20 protein-coding genes and 1 pseudogene are annotated in these 18,544 nt (G+C 66.0%); 6 read left to right on the top strand and 15 right to left on the bottom strand.

What is annotated here, in order from left to right; genetic code table 11:
* Positions 1-2: 2 nt before the first annotated feature.
* The 13 genes and pseudogenes from ribH to AC5JDC_RS22580 form a co-directional block, all read right to left on the bottom strand.
* The gene (ribH, locus tag AC5JDC_RS22640) at positions 3-491 is read right to left on the bottom strand and encodes a 6,7-dimethyl-8-ribityllumazine synthase (RefSeq protein ID WP_495844786.1); all 489 of its coding nucleotides are present in this window, start codon (positions 489-491) and stop codon (positions 3-5) included.
* An 87-nt stretch (positions 492-578) separates the two neighbouring features.
* Positions 579-857, bottom strand: a pseudogene (locus tag AC5JDC_RS22635) (type II toxin-antitoxin system RelE/ParE family toxin).
* Positions 854-1,114, bottom strand: a complete 261-nt coding sequence (locus AC5JDC_RS22630) for a CopG family ribbon-helix-helix protein (RefSeq protein ID WP_495844784.1) — start codon at positions 1,112-1,114, stop codon at positions 854-856. Before AC5JDC_RS22630 ends, AC5JDC_RS22635 begins: the two are co-directional and overlap by 4 nt.
* Positions 1,115-1,191: 77 nt before the next feature.
* A complete protein-coding gene (locus AC5JDC_RS22625; protein ID WP_495844782.1) occupies positions 1,192-1,809 on the bottom strand; it encodes a riboflavin synthase in 618 nt (205 codons plus the stop codon).
* Entirely contained in the window at positions 1,809-2,942 is a 1,134-nt protein-coding gene (gene ribD, locus AC5JDC_RS22620; protein WP_495844780.1) for a bifunctional diaminohydroxyphosphoribosylaminopyrimidine deaminase/5-amino-6-(5-phosphoribosylamino)uracil reductase RibD, read from the bottom strand. The genes AC5JDC_RS22625 and ribD overlap by 1 nt, the downstream gene beginning before the upstream one ends.
* Before the next feature lie 3 nt (positions 2,943-2,945).
* A complete protein-coding gene (gene nrdR / locus AC5JDC_RS22615) occupies positions 2,946-3,410 on the bottom strand; it encodes a transcriptional regulator NrdR (RefSeq protein WP_495844778.1) in 465 nt (154 codons plus the stop codon).
* A 7-nt stretch (positions 3,411-3,417) separates the two neighbouring features.
* Positions 3,418-3,825 carry a type II toxin-antitoxin system VapC family toxin gene (locus AC5JDC_RS22610; RefSeq protein ID WP_106770281.1) on the bottom strand — a complete coding sequence of 136 codons (408 nt, stop codon included), beginning with the start codon at positions 3,823-3,825 and terminating at the stop codon, positions 3,418-3,420.
* The gene (locus tag AC5JDC_RS22605) at positions 3,822-4,058 is read right to left on the bottom strand and encodes an AbrB/MazE/SpoVT family DNA-binding domain-containing protein (RefSeq protein ID WP_106770280.1); all 237 of its coding nucleotides are present in this window, start codon (positions 4,056-4,058) and stop codon (positions 3,822-3,824) included. Before AC5JDC_RS22605 ends, AC5JDC_RS22610 begins: the two co-directional genes overlap by 4 nt.
* 77 nt (positions 4,059-4,135) lie before the next feature.
* Positions 4,136-5,449 (bottom strand): serine hydroxymethyltransferase, encoded by a 1,314-nt coding sequence (gene glyA / locus AC5JDC_RS22600; RefSeq protein WP_495844775.1) that lies wholly within the window; start codon positions 5,447-5,449, stop codon positions 4,136-4,138.
* A gap of 176 nt (positions 5,450-5,625) precedes the next feature.
* A complete protein-coding gene (locus tag AC5JDC_RS22595) occupies positions 5,626-6,888 on the bottom strand; it encodes a L,D-transpeptidase family protein (RefSeq protein ID WP_106770431.1) in 1,263 nt (420 codons plus the stop codon).
* Positions 6,889-7,178: 290 nt separating this feature from the next.
* Complete coding sequence (ldtR, locus tag AC5JDC_RS22590; protein ID WP_106770278.1) at positions 7,179-7,694, bottom strand: transcriptional regulator LdtR; 516 nt, start codon at positions 7,692-7,694, stop codon at positions 7,179-7,181.
* A 285-nt stretch (positions 7,695-7,979) separates the two neighbouring features.
* Positions 7,980-8,402, bottom strand: coding sequence for a DUF6163 family protein (locus AC5JDC_RS22585; protein ID WP_106770277.1), 423 nt, complete (start codon positions 8,400-8,402; stop codon positions 7,980-7,982).
* Entirely contained in the window at positions 8,399-9,445 is a 1,047-nt protein-coding gene (locus AC5JDC_RS22580; RefSeq protein WP_495844774.1) for an enoyl-CoA hydratase/isomerase family protein, read from the bottom strand. The genes AC5JDC_RS22585 and AC5JDC_RS22580 overlap by 4 nt, the downstream gene beginning before the upstream one ends.
* A gap of 174 nt (positions 9,446-9,619) precedes the next feature.
* Between AC5JDC_RS22580 and AC5JDC_RS22575 the strand changes: the two genes are divergently transcribed.
* The 4 genes from AC5JDC_RS22575 to AC5JDC_RS22560 all read left to right on the top strand — a co-directional run bounded on the left by AC5JDC_RS22575 (position 9,620) and on the right by AC5JDC_RS22560 (position 12,321).
* A complete protein-coding gene (locus AC5JDC_RS22575) occupies positions 9,620-10,480 on the top strand; it encodes a DUF8605 domain-containing protein (RefSeq protein ID WP_495844773.1) in 861 nt (286 codons plus the stop codon).
* Positions 10,481-10,601: 121 nt separating this feature from the next.
* A complete protein-coding gene (gene hemB / locus AC5JDC_RS22570; RefSeq protein ID WP_495844772.1) occupies positions 10,602-11,630 on the top strand; it encodes a porphobilinogen synthase in 1,029 nt (342 codons plus the stop codon).
* Between the two features lie 30 nt (positions 11,631-11,660).
* Positions 11,661-11,957 (top strand): nucleotidyltransferase family protein, encoded by a 297-nt coding sequence (locus AC5JDC_RS22565; protein WP_495844770.1) that lies wholly within the window; start codon positions 11,661-11,663, stop codon positions 11,955-11,957.
* A 103-nt stretch (positions 11,958-12,060) separates the two neighbouring features.
* The gene (locus AC5JDC_RS22560) at positions 12,061-12,321 is read left to right on the top strand and encodes a HepT-like ribonuclease domain-containing protein (protein WP_495844768.1); all 261 of its coding nucleotides are present in this window, start codon (positions 12,061-12,063) and stop codon (positions 12,319-12,321) included.
* A gap of 12 nt (positions 12,322-12,333) precedes the next feature.
* Here the strand turns inward: AC5JDC_RS22560 and AC5JDC_RS22555 are convergent, their stop codons facing one another.
* Positions 12,334-14,247 (bottom strand): ABC transporter ATP-binding protein/permease, encoded by a 1,914-nt coding sequence (locus AC5JDC_RS22555; RefSeq protein ID WP_495845059.1) that lies wholly within the window; start codon positions 14,245-14,247, stop codon positions 12,334-12,336.
* A 432-nt stretch (positions 14,248-14,679) separates the two neighbouring features.
* Between AC5JDC_RS22555 and AC5JDC_RS22550 the strand changes: the two genes are divergently transcribed.
* Positions 14,680-16,821 carry a sodium-translocating pyrophosphatase gene (locus AC5JDC_RS22550; protein WP_495844766.1) on the top strand — a complete coding sequence of 714 codons (2,142 nt, stop codon included), beginning with the start codon at positions 14,680-14,682 and terminating at the stop codon, positions 16,819-16,821.
* A 191-nt stretch (positions 16,822-17,012) separates the two neighbouring features.
* Positions 17,013-17,672, top strand: coding sequence for a peroxiredoxin (locus AC5JDC_RS22545; RefSeq protein ID WP_495844764.1), 660 nt, complete (start codon positions 17,013-17,015; stop codon positions 17,670-17,672).
* A gap of 289 nt (positions 17,673-17,961) precedes the next feature.
* Here AC5JDC_RS22545 and AC5JDC_RS22540 read toward each other — a convergent pair whose 3' ends face one another.
* On the bottom strand, positions 17,962-18,480 hold the full coding sequence (locus AC5JDC_RS22540) for an outer membrane protein assembly factor BamE (RefSeq protein WP_495844762.1): 519 nt from the start codon (positions 18,478-18,480) through the stop codon (positions 17,962-17,964).
* Between the last annotated feature and the right edge of the window lie 64 nt (positions 18,481-18,544).

Raw genomic sequence — 18,544 nt, 5'->3', positions numbered from 1 at the left:
GATCAGCGTGCTCCGAATCGATCCTTGAGGGCGATCATGGTGAGCGCCGCGCGTGCCGCGAAGCCGCCCTTGTCACCCTCGCTGCGGCGCGCCCGCACCCAGGCCTGCTCTTCGTTTTCGGTGGTCAGGATGCCGTTGCCGACGGCAATCGCCTCCTCGACCGCGAGGTCCATCAGGCCGCGCGAGGATTCGTTCGCCACCACGTCGAAATGATAGGTGTCGCCGCGCATCACCACGCCGAGGGCGACGAAGCCGTCATAGTCCGTGCCGCCATCGTCGGCGCCGTCAAGGGCGAAGGCCACCACCGCCGGGATTTCCAGCGCGCCGGGTACCGTCACCACGTCGTATGTGGCTCCGGCCTCGTCGAGCGCGGCAGTGGCGCCGTCGAGCAGCGCGTCGGAGAGCGCGTCATGGTAGCGCGCCTCGATGACGAGAAGGTGGGCTTTCTCCGGGCGGATGAAAGCCTTGCCGTGTTGCGAAATGCCAGCCATGTCGGTCTCCGGAAGGTCGCCGGTGACTTAGGCCGAACGGGTCTCGACCGCAAGCGCTTCGTGGGCGCGTGTCACCGGGTCGCGGTTTCAGCGGTCTTCCCGAGTGTGCCAAAGCCGCAGCACGTAAATGACGGACCCGTTGATCTCGTAGCGCATCTCGTAGTGTCCGACCAGGAAGCGGCGCACCTCGCGTGGCGCGAACTCATCGAGCCTTTCGCCCAGACGCGGAAGCCCGAGCAGCTTTGTCGGAGCAAGCATGAGGGATTATACCGCGCGGGCGGCAGCACGCCGGTTGACCGGCGCGAGAAAATCATAGAGCCGAGCAAGGTCCGATACGGCCTTGCTCGTCCATTTGATCTCGTTCATCGCGGCGGCGGAAGAGGAGCGTCGCCGTCGAGACTCTCGGCCCAGGCTTGGACGGCCTGATGATCGATCACGTGACCTGCGTCGACGTCGGCCAGCGCCTCGAGAGTCAGGCGCCGCCGTTCCTCTTCCATTTCGATCCAGGCAGACAGGGCCTGCTTGACGATCCAGCCTCGGGAACGATCGAGCCGCGTGGCAAGTTCATCGACCTTGTCTGCAAGGGGCAAGGGAACGTGCGTGGTGATCACTTTCGTGTCCATTGGCACCTCTCAATCAGAAGCAATCATACTGATTGACGATGATCACGTCGAGACGGTGGTCGTCGTGCCGCTCGGCGTCACAATCCTTCCCGCGCCGTCTCTGCCAGCCGCGCCGTATAACGCGCCATCGTGTCGACCTCCAGATTGACGCGGTCGCCGACCTGCCGCTCGCCCCAGGTGGTGACGGCGAGCGAATGGTGGATGAGCAGCACGTCGAAGCGCCTACCGTCGACCTTGTTCACCGTCAGCGACGTGCCGTCGAGCGCCACCGAGCCTTTCGGCGCGATGAATTTCGCCAGCTCGGCCGGTGCCTCCAGAGTGAAGCGCACAGCCTCGCCCTCTTCCTCGCGCGCCACGATCTCGGCCGTGCCGTCGACATGGCCCGACACGATATGGCCGCCGAGCTCGTCGCCGATCTTCAGCGCCCGCTCCAGGTTGACGCGCGTGCCGTCCGTCCAGTCCGCTGCCGTGGTCAGCCTCAGCGCTTCCTCCCACGCCTCGACCTCGAACCAGCGCTGGTTGGAGCCCTGTTCGGGCAGTTCGACCACGGTGAGGCAGACGCCGCCGGTCGAGATCGAGGCGCCGATGGCGATCGTCGCCGGGTCGTAGTTGGTGCGCACCCGCAGCCGCACCCCCTTGGGCAACGGGCGCAACGCCTCGATGGTGCCGATGTCGGTGACGATGCCCGTGAACATCAATCCGTCCTTTCGTATTCGATCAGCCGATCCATGCCGAACCGGCTCTCCTCCGCGACCGTGAAGCCGGCAGGGACGGTCCTCTCGGTGACGGGGGAGGGGATCCCGTCGCCGCCGACCGTCGTCGACCCGACGAACAGCGCGATCCGGTCGACCATTCCTGCCGCCAGGAACTGGCGGGCCGTCTCCGCGCCGCCTTCCAGGAGAATGCTCTTCAGGCCCATAACGCCGAGCGAGCGCAGCACCTCGCGCGGGTCGAAGCGGCCGCGATAGTCGGAGGCGACGGCGCGGATGGCGGCGCGCCGGTCGCGCAGCGTGTCTACCTGGCGGCGCTGCGCCTTCTCGCTGACCAGCAGCAGCACGGAATGCCGGTCCGCCTCGTCGAACAGTTTTGCCTCCGGCGGCGTGCGCGCGAACGGATCGACGACGACCCTGACCGGCGAGCGCTTTTCCAGGCCCGCCAGCCGGACAGTCAGCAGCGGGTCGTCAGCAGCGATCGTGCCGACGCCGACCATGATCGCCTCGTGCTCGACCCGCATCATCTGCACGGCGCGCCGCGCCGCCTCGCCGGTGATGGCGACCTGCCCGGCGCCCTGGCGGCCGATCATGCCGTCGGCGGAGACGGCGAGCTTCAGCGTCAGGAACGGCCGGCCGCGGCCTTTGAGCGACAGGAAGCCGGCCATGGCCTTGCGCGCTTCGCTCTCCAGGCAGCCGTGCGCCACTTCGATCCCGGCCTTGTCGAGGATGGAGACGCCGCGCCCGGCCACGCGCTTGTCGGGGTCGAGCACCGCGATGACGACGCGCGCCACGCCGGAGGCGACCAGCGCGTCGGCACAGGGCGGCGACTTGCCGATATGCGAGCACGGTTCCAGCGTGACATAGGCGGTGGCGCCGCGCGCTGCCGGGCCGGCCTCGGCCAGCGCCTGCAGTTCCGCATGCGGCCGTCCGCCGAGCGCCGTGACGCCGCGGCCGGCGATGACCGGCGCGGCGCCGTCGGTGCGCACGATCAGCGCGCCCACCGACGGGTTTTCGCCGGTCAGCCCGCGGTGCCGGAGCGACAGCCGTATGGCGGCCGCCATGAAGCGGCGGTCGATGTCGGCCTGCGGCGGCACTGATGCACTCGCGCCCGGCATGGCTCAGCCGGCGTCCTCGTCGGCCTTGAGCTCGCCGAGCACGTCGTGGAAATCCTTGGCCTCGCGGAAATTGCGGTAGACCGAGGCGAAGCGCACATAGGCGACGTCGTCGAGCGCCTTCAGCGCCTCCATGACCAGCCGGCCGATCTCGCCCGACGGGATCTCGGTCTCGCCGCTGCTCTCGAGCTGGCGCACGATGCCGGTGACGGCCCGGTCGATGCGATCGGGATCGACATTGCGCTTGCGCACCGCGATCTCGACCGAACGCAAGAGCTTGTCGCGGCTGAACGGAACTTTCCGGCCGGATTTCTTGATCACCACCAGGTCGCGCAATTGCACCCGCTCGAAAGTGGTGAAGCGGCCGCCGCAATCCGGGCAGACGCGCCGCCGCCGGATTGCCGCGCCGTCCTCGGCTGGACGCGAATCCTTCACCTGCGTGTCTTCGGACTGGCAATAGGGGCAGCGCATGGATGGCTCAGTTCAATTGAGGCGCAATGAGGCGCAGGTCAGGGAAATAGGTGCGGTAGCGGCGTACATCGCGGGTCAGGATCGGAATATCAAGAGCGGACGCGTGTGCGCCGATGAAGAAATCGGACAGGACACCGGTCTTTGCTCCGCCCGATATGCGGTAGCGGCTGAAGGCCTTTGCTGCGAGGAACGCGGCCTTGCGCGGAATGTCGAGCAGCTGGACGCCAGCTATCTCGATGAAATCATCCACTTCCTTGATGTTCGAATAGCGGACGGACAGCTCCGCATAAATGACCGCGTTGATATGGAGCGGCCCGTCCACCGCCGCCGCCTGGATCGCGCTCAGCGACCAGGCCGACCACTGCGGGTCTCCTGTTGCCAAATCCAGAAGGACATTGGTGTCGACGAGGATCAATCGTCCTCGCCGCGCAGCATGGTCATGATCTCGTCCGTGGTGGGGCCGGGTCCCGCATGACCTAGAAGCTTTTCGAACCGGCTGGGCGGGCGTACGCCGTCGGCTCGCTCCAGAATGATTTCGCGGTTCGGGCCGTAACGGAACTTGACCTCGCTGCCCGGCTTCAGGTCGAGCAGGTCGCGAACGGCCTTCGGAATGGTGACCTGGCCTTTGGTCGTCACTTTGGTGCTCATCTCGGCCTCGGTAATACTTCGTGTTTAGAAGGTATTACCGAGCCTGAGCCAAATCAAGCACAGCGACCTGAGGGCGTTCACCCCAGATACGGATAAAGCGGAAAACGCTCCGTCAGCGCCACCACCTTCTGCTTCACCGCCGCCTCGACGCCGGCATTGCCCTCGTCGGAATTGGTGGCCTTCAGCCCGTCGAGCACCTCGACGATGAGGCTGCCGATCTCGCGGAATTCGGCGGGGCCGAAGCCGCGCGTCGTGCCGGCCGGCGTGCCGAGGCGCACGCCGGAGGTGACGAAGGGCTTTTCCGGGTCGAACGGGATGCCGTTCTTGTTGCAGGTGATGTTGGCGCGGCCGAGCGCGGCCTCCGCCCGCTTGCCGGTGGCGTTCTTGGGCCTGAGATCGACCAGCATCAGGTGGTTGTCGGTGCCGCCCGAGACGATGTCGAGGCCCGACGACTTCAGGCTCTCGGCGAGCGCGCGGGCGTTCGCCACCACGTCGTGGGCATAGGTCTTGAACTCCGGCTTCAGCGCCTCGCCGAAGGCCACCGCCTTGGCGGCGATCACATGCATCAGCGGTCCGCCCTGCAGGCCGGGGAACACCGCCGAGTTCATCTTCTTGGCGATCTCCTCGTCATTGGTGAGGATCATGCCGCCGCGCGGGCCGCGCAGGGACTTGTGGGTGGTGGTGGTCACCACATGCGCATGGGGCAGGGGGGAGGGATGCACGCCACCCGCCACCAGGCCGGCGATGTGGGCCATGTCGACCATCAGATAGGCGCCGACGGCGTCGGCGATCTCGCGGAACCGCTTCCAGTCCCAGACGCGCGAATAGGCGGTGCCGCCGGCCAGGATCAGCTTGGGCTTGGCCTCATGCGCCTGTCTCTCGATCTCGTCCATGTCGAGCAGGTGGTCGTCGCGGCGCACGCCGTAGGAGACGACCTTGAACCATTTTCCGCTCATGTTGACCGGCGAGCCGTGGGTGAGATGTCCGCCCGAATTGAGGTCGAGCCCCATGAAGGTGTCGCCCGGCTGCAGCAGCGCCAGGAACACGGCCTGATTCATCTGGCTGCCGGAATTCGGCTGGACGTTGGCGAAGTTGCACGAAAACAGCTTCTTGGCGCGGTCTATAGCGAGCTGCTCGGCGATGTCGACGAACTGGCAGCCGCCGTAATAGCGCTTGCCGGGATAGCCCTCGGCATATTTGTTGGTCATGATCGAGCCCTGCGCCTCCAGCACGGCGCGCGACACGATGTTTTCCGAAGCGATCAGCTCTATCTCGTGGCGCTGGCGGCCCAGTTCGCTACGGATCGCGCCGAAGATTTCCGGATCGATCTCGGCAAGCGGTGCCGAGAAGAAGGAATCGGATTGGGACGTAGCGGCCGCTGCTGATGCCATGTCTGTCTACCTCGATGTCCGGAAGGTTGTCGTTCCGGCGGGCAATTAACATACTTGGTCGTGCCCCGCCATGTTGCAGCGCGAAATTTGATGGCTGCTTTGCGCCGCCAGCATTTGGCGCTGCCCGAAAAGCAAAGGGCCGCCCGAAGGCGGCCCCGATCCGAAGGCGATGTCGCTCAGAGCGACGAGGTGATCTGCAGCTCGTCGACGCCGTCGCGGGCATAGATGTCGTCGCGGAAATGCACGACGCCCTCGCCGGTCGACCAGGCGGAGATGTAGGTGAAATAGACCGGCACCGGGTCGCTGATGGCGACCGGCGTGCTGACGCCGCTCTTGATGGTCTGCTCGAAGGTCTGCCGGTCCCAGCCCGGCGTGTCGCGCAGCAGCCAGGTGACGAGATCGCGCACGTTCTGCACGCGCACGCAGCCCGACGAATCGAAGCGCATGAGCTTGTTGAACAGGCCCTGCGACGGCGTGTCGTGCATGTAGGTGGCGTGCGGGTTCGGGAAGTTGATCTTCACCGAGGCCATCGCGTTGATCTTGCCGGGATCCTGGCGGAAGCGGAATTTCGCCGCGTCCTCGGTGTTCCAGTCGATGGTGGTCGGGTCGATCTCGGTGCCGTCCGGGCCGAGGATGCGGATGCTGTTTTCCGCCAGATATTGCGGGTTCTTGCGCATCAGCGGGATGATGTCCTTGCGGACGATCGATTCCGGCGCGTTCCAGTAGGGATTGACGATGATCTCGTTGATCTTGGAGTTGAGGATCGGCGTCTGCCGGTCGATCTTGCCGACGATCGCGGTGTGGCGCGACACGACGCGGTCGTTCTCCACTGCCTCGATCTGGGCGGCCGGGATGTTCACCATCACGTAGCGCTGGCCGAGGAAGCCGCCCATGGAGCGCAGGCGCACCAGATTGGTCTCGAGCTGGCCGAGGCGCACCTGCGCCGAGACGTTCATGGCCTTGAAGCTGTATTGGCCCATGACGCCGTCGGCCGGCAGGCCGTGGCGCGCCTGGAAGCGCTTGACCGCGGCGTCGACATAAGTGTCGAAGGCCGGCGAGATGCCAGCATTGGGCGACAGGTCGCCCGAAACCATCAGCCGCTTGCGCAGTGCCTCCACGTCCGGATCGACCACGCCGAGCTTCAGCTTCTTGGTGGCGGGCACGACCGGCCAGCCGCCGGCTCCGACGATGTTCTGGTATTGGCCGATCGCCGCCTCGACATAGCTCACCGTCTGCGGGCTGAAGATTGGCAGGTGCGAGGCGACCTTGCCGTTCTGGCTGGCGCGGGCGTCGAACGTGTCGTCCCAGTTGCCGCGACGCGACGACTTCAGCACGTCGCCGACGACGTCGAGCGTATCCTGTGCGAACGCCCCGCCGCTGGCGAAAGTCGCGGCGACGGCTGCGGCTCCGGAGAGAAAGGAACGGCGGCTGGCTTCGATCGGCATGCTGGATTGTCCCCGCTTTCACACCACGGACCTTCTCGATCCGAGATTACGCCGGTCAATCTTAACAATTGACCAACCATGATGCTGCGCCGACACTTTCGCCGGTGCGGACCAGGCCGCAACCTCGACGCCGGGGCGCGCGTCTACAGGGTCCCGGATTTCATTGGATTATGGCGGCACCGTGACCGAGACCGACAAGATGGCGTGAGCCGGCCCCACTGTTGCAGGCAAGCCATGGACCGGGCGCGCCCGGTCCATACGGTCAGCGCGATGGCGACGGCGGCCTACATGCGGTAGGCGATGGTGTCGTTCCAGAAGCGGTCGAGGCGCTGCAGGGCGCGGTTCATCTGCTTGAACTCCTCGGCGTTGATGCCGCCGACCTGCTCGATCGAGCCGATATGGCGCTCGTAGAGCCCGCCGACGACCTCGGCGATCGCCGCGCCCTTCGGCGTCAGGCTGACCCTGACCGAGCGGCGGTCGATGCGCGAGCGCTGGTGGTTGATGAAGCCGAGGTCGACCAGCTTCTTCAGGTTGTAGGACACGTTGGAGCCGAGATAGTAGCCGCGCGAGCGCAGCTCGCCCGCCGTCAGCTCCGAATTGCCGATGTTGAAGAGCAGCAGCGCCTGCACGGCATTGATGTCGTTGCTGCCGCTGCGATCGAATTCGTCCTTGATCACGTCAAGCAAACGCCGGTGCAACCGCTCGACGAGCTGAAGTGATTCCATGTATAGGGAGCGGATCGCCTCGCGACGATCATCGGACACCGTAGCGGTCTTCGCCGCAGGACGGGAGTTGATCATGGTCTTCGCCTCTCGTTTGTCGCCGGGTGATGTTTTGTTTTCTCACCTTGGTCGCGACCCTATCGAATACCCATAAAATTCGACTTAAACGCCAGGCTTAACAAGCTGTTACGGGGGAGTGGTTGCGAAACAGGATTAACGATCGGTCACCCGAGGGCAAACAATTAACCTAAAAGCTTAGGCAATTGCCCCGAAGCGCCCGCGGTGCCGCGGTTCGAGCCGCGGCAAGGCGCAGGTGCCGGGTTTCTGGCGGCAGCCGGCCTGTAAAGGTCTATGCCCGTGAGCCTAGCGTTCCACCCGGCGTTTCTGCAGGCCGATGAAGACGCGGAAGGTGGTATAGAGGCAGGCGGCGAAGCCGTGCGAGGCGACGACCGCGTAGTGGCCGCCGAAGAGATCGGGAAAACCGACATACATCACCGTCTCGGTGGCGGCGCAGATGAACCAGATCACCGGCCCCCAGGACGCCTGCATCCACAACCCGGCGGCGGCGAAGGGGAAAAACACCGCCAGCGTCGTCGTCACCACCTGCCAGTAGACCGGCATCAGGTCGAAGCGCCACAGCGGCCCGTCATAGTAGCCGATCAGCCGGATCCAGTAGAGCACGCCGAACATCAGGCAGTAGACGGCGATGATGCGCTGGAACCAGGCGAACAGCAGCTCGACCGTGCTCGGCGCGAACGTCTGCTGCCGTGCCGGAACGTCGCTCACAGCTCTAGCTCACCGCCCGGCAGCGGCGCGAAATAGGCCTCGACGGATGCGTCCGTCAGCTCGGCGAGGCTCCCCGGCCGCCATTTCGGCGCGCCGTCCTTGTCGATGACCGCGGCGCGGATGCCTTCCGGGAAGTCGTGGCTGGCGAGCATGCGGTTGAGGATGCGGAATTCCATGCGCATGCACTCGTCCATGTCGAGCATGGCGCCGGTGTTGATCTGCCGGAACGTCACGGCGACGCTGGTGGGGGATGCCTTGCCGATGGCCGCGAGCGCCGTCTCGGCAACGGCCTCGCCGGCTTCGCGCGCCTGTTCGAGGCCGACCAGAAGATCCGTCAGCTTTTCGCGCGAGAACAGCCGGGCAACCGACAGCAGCGTGCCTTCGTCCGTCTCGCAGTCGGGCGTCGCGGCGAAGGTCTTGAGCACCTGGTCCGGATCGTCGCCCTCGCACAGCCGGTCGAGAATCTCGTCGAGGGAAGCGGACCCGACGGCATGCGTCGCGATGCCGCCCCGAAGGGCGTCGCCGGCGCGGATGCGTCCGCCGGTCAGACCGAGATACATGCCGTAGCTGCCCTTGAGGCGCGACAGGAAGAAGCTGCCGCCGACGTCGGGGAAGAAGCCGATGCCGACTTCCGGCATGGCGAACAGCGCCTTTTCCGTCATCACCCGATGCGAGCCGTGGCAGGAAATGCCGACCCCGCCGCCCATCGCGATGCCGTCGATCAGCGAGATGCAGGGTTTTGGAAAGCGCGCCAGCGCCGCGTTCAGCCGGTACTCGTCAGCGAAGAACCGGACCGGCGGCGCGCCGGCGCGCATGGCATGATAGACCTGTGCGATGTCGCCGCCGGCGCAGAAGGCCCGGCCTTCCGCCTTGATCACCACCCGCGAGAGCGAGTCGTCCTGCTCCCAGGCGGCAAACGCCTTGGACATGGCGACGACCATGCCGAGCGTCAGCGCATTGAGCGCCTTCGGCCGCGTCAGCGTGACCACGCCGGCCGCGCCGCGGCGCTCGAAGCGGATTTCGTCTCCACCGCCAAAGTCCATGCGTCGCGACTCCCTGACCGGCCTCCCCGCGACAGTGCTAGAGGACCGTGGACCGGCCCGTCAACCTGCGTGCCCGGTTGCGAGGGCCTGCGGGACGATGCCACGTCGAACCGCCACACCGGGGCCTTGCGGGTGTTCTTTTTGCGTTGCCCGTGCCAAACAGGGACCGAATCGATGCGCCTTCTGAAGCAGATCATATCCGCTCGCCTTGCGAGCCGGTCCTGGCTTGGCCTTTTGATGGTCGGCATGGCCTGCGGCCTGGCCGCCGGTCCTGCTCGGGCTCTCAACCTGACCGCTCTCTACGAGACGCAGGCGGTAGTCACCGGCACTGGCGAGGCCAACCGGCAGCGCGGCTTCGAGGAGTGTTTCCGCGAGGTATTGGTGAAGGTGTCGGGCGACCGCCGCGTGCTGGATGCGGAGATGGTGGCGCAGGCGCTGCCCGAAGCCGGCAGTTTCGTGTCGGCGTTCCGCTATCGCGACCGCATGGAAGGCATCCCCATCCACGACGAGCAGGGGACATACGACCGCCCGCACGACCTCACCTGCAGCTTCCACCGCGAGCGCGTCGATGCGTTCCTGGAAAAGCTCGGCCGAAAACCCTGGCTGGCGGAACGGCCGCGCCTCGTCGTGTTTCTCGCCGTGCGCCAGGGCGGCAAGGCCTTCGCGCTCGCCCGCAACGGCACGGGCGGCTTCTTCATGCGTGAATCGCTGGAGGCGGCCGCCGCGCCGCTGGCGTTGTCGGTGGAGCTTCCCGATTCCGCGACGCTCGCCAACACCGCGCTGACCGCCGACACCCTGCCCAAGGTCGAGATGGACGATCTCGCGGCGATCGCGGCGCGCTATGACGGCGCCCTGGCGCTGGCCGGCAGCCTGACCTGGAGCGACGAGGACCGCGGCTGGGTGGCCGACTGGCGGCTTTCCAGCGGCGAAACGGTCTTCGAGTGGCAGCGGCGCGGCATCAGCTTCGACGAGGCGTTCCGCGATGCCATGAGCGGCAGCCTGCAGATCCTGTCGGGCAACGGCCAGCCGCAATAGGACGGCGCGGGCAACGGTCGCATTGGTCCTCGCCATGCCGGCATGGTAGAGCATCGGATCGACAGGTGCCGAGCGGTCTTTTCAGCAAATCCGACCGCCAGGCCCGACCGGAGACACGCCCATGAACCGCATGTTCAAAGCCACGACCGCCGGCCGCAGCGTCGACGAGATCACCGAGGGCCGGCGCCTGCGCCGCATGCGCAAGGCCGACTGGTCGCGCCGATTGGTGCAGGAGAACCGGCTGACCGTCGACGACCTCATCTGGCCGATCTTCCTCGTCGACGGCGAGAACCGCCGCGAGGAGATCGCCGCCATGCCCGGCGTGTTCCGCCTTTCGGTCGATCTCGCCGTCAGGGAGGCCGAGCGCGCGGCGAAACTGGGCATCCCGGCGCTCGCCACCTTTCCCAACGTCGAGCTTTCCCTGCGTGACCAGACCGGCTCGGCCATCCTCGATCCCGACAATCTGATCAACCGCGCCAGCCGTGCCATCAAGGCGGCGGTGCCGGAGATCGGCGTCATCACCGATGCGGCGCTGGACCCGTTCACCAGCCACGGCCATGACGGCATTCTGCGCGACGGCATCATCGTCAACGACGAGACGGTGGCCCAGATCGCCACGGCCGCCGTGCTCCAGGCCGAGGCCGGCGCCGACATCATCGCGCCCTCCGACATGATGGACGGCCGCATCGGCGCCATCCGCGACGCGCTCGACGCCGCCGGCTTCCAGGACGTCGCCATCATGTCCTATGCGACGAAGTTCGCCTCAGCCTTCTACGGGCCGTACCGCGAGGCGATCGGCACGAAAGGCCTGCTCAAGGGCGACAAGAAGACCTACTACATCGACCACGCCAATGCGGACGAGGCGGTGCGCGAGGCCGAGCAGGATCTGGCGGAAGGCGCCGACATGCTGATGGTGAAGCCGGGCCTTCCCTATCTCGACATCATCCGCCGGCTGAAGGACGAGTTCGCCATGCCGACCTTCGCCTACCAGGTGTCGGGCGAATATGCGATGATCAGGGCGGCCGCCGCCAATGGCTGGATCGACGGCGACAAGGCGATGCTGGAATCGCTGGTCGCCTTCAAGCGCGCCGGCTGCGACGGCATCCTGACCTATTTCGCGCCGCGGGTGGCGGAGATGCTGAGGGCTTAAAAACACCGTCGCCGGCGGGTCGGGAAGCACATGCGCAGGAACGAGATCATACATGCACTCCGCCGCAACGCCGATGCCGTGAAGCGCATGGGCGCCACGTCGCTGTTCCTGTTCGGCTCGGCGGCCCGCGACGAGGCGATCGAGACAAGCGATATCGATCTCTTCATCGACTACGACGAGGGAGCGCGTTTCTCCCTGATCGATCTCGTCGGCATCAAGCAGTTGCTGGAGGAGCGGATGGCGATGGAGGTCGACATCACCACCCGCGACAGTCTGCATCCGATGCTGAAGAACGAGATAGAACGATCGGCCTATCGCGTGTTCTGATGGCAAGACGAAGCCTCGAGCCGGTCTTGGCCGAAATTATCGAGGCGTTGAACGGCATCGAGGCCGCTACGACCGGCAAGACGCGGGAGGATTTCCGGGCGGATTGGTTGCTTCGGCACGGCGTGGAACGCGGCCTGGAGATAATATCGAAGCGGTCCGGCATCTGCCGGACGAGTTGCTGGAGTCGGCGCCCGACATACCGTGGAAACAGATACGCGGCATCGGCAACATTCTTCGGCACGAGTATCACAAGGCATCGGAAGTGATTGTGTGGGCCGTGGTCGCCGATCATCTGCCGCGGCTTCGGGTCGCCGTGGAGCGCATGATTGCGTTGGTTCGCACCGCGCCGGATCGCCAAGCCTGACTTTCGGCTTTGTCAGCGCTGCTTCTGACCGACGGGAAGCTGCGCGTGTGCCTTCGCGACCGGTCGCAGCAGTGGCTCCGGCTGCTCCAGGATGGTGGTGAGCTCGGCTGGCAGTCCGGGGCGCAGCGGCGTCTTGACGGCCATGCCGTCGGCGATGGCGAGCACGCTGTCGTAGAACTCGGCGCCGGTCGCCGAGCGCGGCGGCTCGGTCTCGTGCATGACGCTGATCACGGTGATGCCCGGGCAATTGTCCTTGATCGCCTGGTGGAAGGCCACCTTGGCCTGGACGTCGAGCGCGCCGGTCGCCTCGTCGAGGAACAGCAGCCCCGGTCTGTGCAGCAGGATGCGTGCCAGCACCAGCTTCTGCTTCTGGCCGCCCGACAGGAGGTCTTCCCACGCCTTTCCGGCGCGGCCGGGCTCGGCCAGCGATTCGATGAACTCGCCGAGGCCGGCCCTGTGCAGGGCGGCGGCGACGCGCGTGTCGGTGTGCTCGGCCTCGGGCTGCGGCAGGCATACCAGTTGCTTCAGCGACACCGACGGCAGCCGGACTTCCTGCGCGGCATAGAATGTCGCGACGCCCTCGGGCAGGACGATCTCGCCGCCGCCATACGGCCACAACCCGTTGACGGCCTTGATCAGGCTGGTCTTGCCGGTGCCCGACGCGCCCTTGATGAAGGTCCATTCGCCGCGGCGGAAGCGCAGCAGCGGCGCGCTGAGGAACGGCACGGTTTCCTCGCCGGCATGCATCAGTTCCAGGTCGCGCACGGTCAGCCCGAACACGCCGTGCTGACGGGCGAAGCGGAATTCGCTGCGGCCGGTCGAGCGATAGAAGTCGTCCGGGCTCTGCACGCGTTCGATCGCGTCGGCGAGTTCGATCACGCGGCGGGCGTTCGCCTTCAGCGAGGCGATGCTCGGCATGACATGGATGAACCACGAGCATTCCTGGATCAGCCGGTTGACCAGTTCGGCGCCCGTCACATAGTTCTTCAGGCTGATGTCGTTGTTGACGTAGGGCAGCAGGCCCGGCGCGTAGGCCACGACCCGGAAGCCGATGAAATCGTAGATCTTGTTGTAGGCCTTGTAGCCCGCGTCGAACCAGTTCAGGCGCGCCCATACACGGTCGATGCCGGTGTAGAGGCGGTCGTTGGTCTCCTGCTGCACGGACTCGCCGCGCGACGCCGCCATGTGGAAGCTGCGGCGCAGCAGCGTCGTCAGCTCGGCGCGAAAACTTCCTTCCACCTTCTGGCTGGCGACGCTGAGCCGTTCCAGCGCGCCGCCGAGTTTCAGGGCGAACCAGGTGTTGAGCGGCACGTAGGCGGCGACCGCGGCGAAGGCGAGCACGGCGGCGCCATAGGTGCCGAACATTTCCAGTCCGGCGATCGGCGTGGACGTGCTGATCAGCACCTGGCCGAAGAAGAACAGCGAACTCACCACCTGCAGCACGCCCATGGCCAGCCCGATCGCGCCGCCGGTCATGTCCTTGATCGATTCATGCACCCGCTGGTCGATGTTGTCGGGCGCCGGCATCGCCATCCCGTCCGCGTCGCGGCCACCGACCTGGACGTGCAAATGGGTATGGTTGGCGTCGAGCAGCGCTGCGTTGAAGCGGCCGGTCAGCCACCCCCGCCATTTGCGGTGCAGCGTCGTCGAGAACAGGTGCCGCACGCCGAATATGCCGAGATCGTGGGCGATGACGAGGAACACCAGCCAGACCATGGCCATGACGATCGTCGCGAGCGGCGACTCGTTCTCCTGCCAATGGAACAGCGCGATGGCGCTGGTCAGTTCGCCGCCTGCCTGGGCGATCCACACGCCGACCTTGCTCGAAGCGGCCGTCAACAGGGCGATGACAGCCGTCAGCGCCCAGGCTTCATGCCACCGGTCCGAAAACCAATAGGCCCGCATCAGGCCCCAGAAGCCACGCATCGAGGAGACCGGCGTCAGCGGAGGAGACTGGTCCTTGCCGAGACGCCACCGGTTCAGGAAGCGTGGCGGGGGTCTCACGACCCTCGTCCGAATCACGCGTTTATACCCCTTGCCCTTTTTGAAAAAGGTAGCACGAATTGACTGTTTGCCTATGCCGAGAGCGGCAATAACGGCAAAGTCGGCTAACGGTAGAGTCGGCGGTCCAGGGGGCGCGGCGGCGGGATTTATCGGCGAATTCAATCGGTTTGCATAAAAAGCTGCAGCAAAATCCCGGCAACGAGATCACGAAACCTTGACGATGCCGACAGGCTTTCGCATACAGCGTACGGGTCTGGATTCTGCCTTGGCAGTCTCTGCCATTGCAGCCGCCGGTCTCGCCTCAACGGCCCGGGGAGGGGTTCTTTCGGGCTATCCATCAGGGAAAATTCGGCAATGACCATACTCTACGTCGTCATCGCCTGCGGCCTGCTTTCTGTCCTCTACGCCATCTGGGCGACTCGGTCGGTGCTCGCTTCCGACCAGGGCAATGCACGCATGCAGGAAATCGCAGGCGCCATCCGGGAGGGAGCGCAGGCTTATCTGGCCCGCCAATATACGACGATCGCGATCGTCGGTGTGGTGGTCTTCCTGCTCGCCTGGTGGCTGCTTTCGGGAACGGCGGCGATAGGCTTCTTGATCGGCGCGGTGCTCTCGGGCGCCGCCGGCTTCATCGGCATGCACGTCTCGGTCCGCGCCAACGTGCGCACCGCCCAGGCAGCCTCCAACAGCCTCGCGGCCGGCCTCGACATCGCCTTCAAGTCGGGCGCCATCACCGGCATGCTGGTCGCCGGCCTCGCGCTGCTCGGTGTGTCTGTCTATTACTGGATCCTGATCGGTCCCGCAGGCTACGCGCCCGCCGACCGCACGGTCATCGACTCGCTGGTGGCGCTCGGCTTCGGCGCTTCGCTCATTTCCATCTTCGCCCGTCTCGGCGGCGGCATCTTCACCAAGGGCGCCGATGTCGGCGGCGATCTGGTCGGCAAGGTCGAGGCCGGCATTCCGGAGGACGATCCGCGCAATCCGGCCACCATCGCCGACAATGTGGGCGACAATGTCGGCGACTGCGCCGGCATGGCGGCCGACCTGTTCGAGACCTATGCGGTGACGGTCGTTGCCACCATGGTGCTCGCCGCCATCTTCTTCGGCGGCTCGGCGGTGCTGGACAGCGTCATGCTCTATCCGCTCGCCATCTGCGGCGCCTGCATCATCACCTCGATCGTCGGCACCTTCTTCGTCAAGCTCGGCGCCAACGGCTCCATCATGGGCGCGCTCTACAAGGGGCTGATCGTTACCGGGCTGCTCTCCATCCTCGGCCTCGGCGCTGCCACCTCGCTCACCATAGGCTGGGGCGAGATCGGCGTCGTCGGCGGGATTTCCGTGACCGGCACCGCCCTGTTCGTGTGCGGCCTGATCGGCCTCGCCGTCACCGCGCTGATCGTGGTGATCACCGAATACTATACCGGTACCGGCAAGCGCCCGGTCGTCTCCATCGCCCAGGCCTCCGTCACCGGCCACGGCACCAACGTCATCCAGGGTCTGGCGGTGTCGCTGGAATCGACGGCGTTGCCGGCGATCGTCATCGTCGCCGGCATCATCTCCACCTTCCAGCTCGCCGGCCTGTTCGGCACGGCGATCGCCGTCACCACCATGCTCGGCCTTGCCGGCATGATCGTGGCGCTCGACGCCTTCGGCCCGGTCACCGACAATGCCGGCGGCATCGCCGAGATGGCGGGCCTGCCCAAGGAGGTGCGCCAGTCGACCGACGCGCTCGACGCCGTCGGCAACACCACCAAGGCGGTCACCAAGGGCTACGCGATCGGCTCGGCCGGTCTCGGCGCGCTGGTGCTGTTCGCGGCCTACAGCTACGACCTGCAGTTTTTCGCCGCGAACGCCGCCCAGTTCCCGTATTTCGCCGATGTGGGAACGGTTTCGTTCGACCTCTCCAATCCCTATGTCGTCGCCGGCCTGATCTTCGGCGGCCTGATCCCCTATCTCTTCGGCGGCATTGCCATGACGGCCGTCGGCCGCGCCGCCGGCTCGATCGTCGAGGAGGTGCGCAAGCAGTTCCGCGAGGATCCCGGCATCATGAAGGGCACCTCGAAACCCAACTACGCGCGCGCCGTCGACCTGCTGACGAAGGCGGCGATCAAGGAGATGATCATTCCTTCGCTGCTGCCGGTGCTGGCGCCGCTGGTGGTCTATTTCGGCGTGCTGCTGATCTCCGGCTCCAAGGCGTCCGCCTTCGCCGCGCTCGGCGCCTCGCTGCTCGGCGTCATCGTCAACGGCCTGTTCGTGGCGATCTCCATGACCTCAGGCGGCGGCGCCTGGGACAACGCCAAGAAGAGCTTCGAGGACGGTTTTGTCGACAAGGACGGCACCAAGCACCTGAAGGGCTCGGAGGCGCACAAGGCCTCCGTCACCGGCGATACCGTCGGCGACCCCTACAAGGACACGGCCGGTCCGGCCGTCAACCCGGCGATCAAGATCACCAACATCGTGGCGCTGCTGCTGCTGGCCGTGCTGGCGCACAGCTGATCGCCACGAACCGAGCTCAGGCGACAGGCCCGCGGGAGCGATCCCGCGGGTCTTTCTTTTGCTGCGAAGCAAACTTCGTCCAGAAGAGGCAGGCCGTTCGCAAGTTTCTCCCTCGACAGGCGGGAGGCCGCGAAACTAAACTGCGGAGACCATATTCCAAGTCGACAAGACAGCCACCAGGGAGGTGCGCCATGAGCCTTCGTATCAACGATATTGCGCCCGATTTCACCGCGGAAACCACGCAGGGGTCGATCAGCTTTCACGAATGGATCGGCGACGGCTGGGCCGTGCTGTTCAGCCATCCCAAGAACTTCACGCCGGTCTGCACCACCGAGCTCGGCACCATGGCCGGGCTGGAAGGCGAATTCCGCAAACGCGGCGTCAAGATCATCGGCATTTCGGTCGATCCCGTCTCCAGCCACGAGAAGTGGCAAGACGACATCCGCACGGCGACCGGCTTTTCCGTCAACTACCCGCTGATCGGCGACAGGGATCTCAAGGTCGCCAAGCTCTACGGCATGCTGCCGGCCGAGTCCGGCGACACGTCGGAAGGGAGGACGCCGGCCGACAATGCGACCGTGCGCTCGGTCTTCGTCGTCGGGCTGGACAAGAAGATCAAGCTGATCCTCAGCTATCCGATGACCACCGGCCGCAACTTCGACGAGATCCTGCGGGCCATCGATTCCATCCAGCTCACCGCAAAGCACCTGGTGGCGACGCCGGCGAACTGGAAGCAGGGCGAGGACGTCATCATCACCGCCGCTGTTTCCAACGACGATGCGGTCAAGCGTTTCGGCTCGTTCGACACCGTGCTGCCCTATCTGCGCAAGACCAAGCAGCCGTCGGCGTGAGCGGCGCCCGGGAGCAGCCTGGCCGGAACCATTCCGGCCCCGCTTCGACCGGCGAGCGGGAGAGGAACCCAGGCCTGGGAAGCGCGGCCGCAAAGTCCCCCTCCCCCTTGTGGGGAGGGGTCAGGGGTGGGGGTGCCTCACTGCCGGCGCTTTCAGAATTCCATGCGCGATTGCCCCGCCGGGCAGGGGGAGAGAGGCCCGAAGGGGCCGGTGAGGGGGTGCCGACAGCCTGACCGCCGGCGTTCAGGACGATCGGCAGGAACCAGCCGGTCTGCGTCCCTGCGCCGCCCTACTGGCCGGGCGTCTGCCCCGGCAGGCTGAGCGGCCGGCCGGTGGCGCCGGCAAGAATCTGGCCGATGAAGTTCTGGTCCTTGCCGCCGGTCGGCGTCGTGCGCGACACGAAGTCGAACACCTTGCCGTCCTGCATGCCGTAATTGGCGATGTTGGCGACGCGGCCGTCCTCGCCGAAATAGACGGCGAGTACGCGCTGGTCGACCAGCTTCGGCTTGGCGAAGGCGACCGGCCGGTAGCGCTTCTGCGAGATGTAGTAGAACACCTCGTTGTCGAAGGTCGCGGTGGTCGACGGACTGCCGAGCGCCAGCAGCACCTGCTCGCGGCTGGAGCCGACCGGGACGAGGTCGATCTGCTGCTGGTCGATCACGTAACCCTGCGTCAGCGTCTCGCCGGGCGACAGATCGCCGAGGGCGCTCGACGAATTACAGGCCGGCAGGGCGGTCGCGGCCGCCAGCGCAGCGGCGATTGCGAACCCCCGCGACATCAGCGCGCTCTTGATTTTCATCGACTTCAACGACAAGTCCCTCTCGCCTGCTTCGTCCCCGGGCGCGCTTGCGCGGCACCGCAAATCCGGTAAA

The organism is Kumtagia sp. (assembly GCF_059502445.1).
This window is presented reverse-complemented; position numbering and strand designations above follow the sequence as displayed.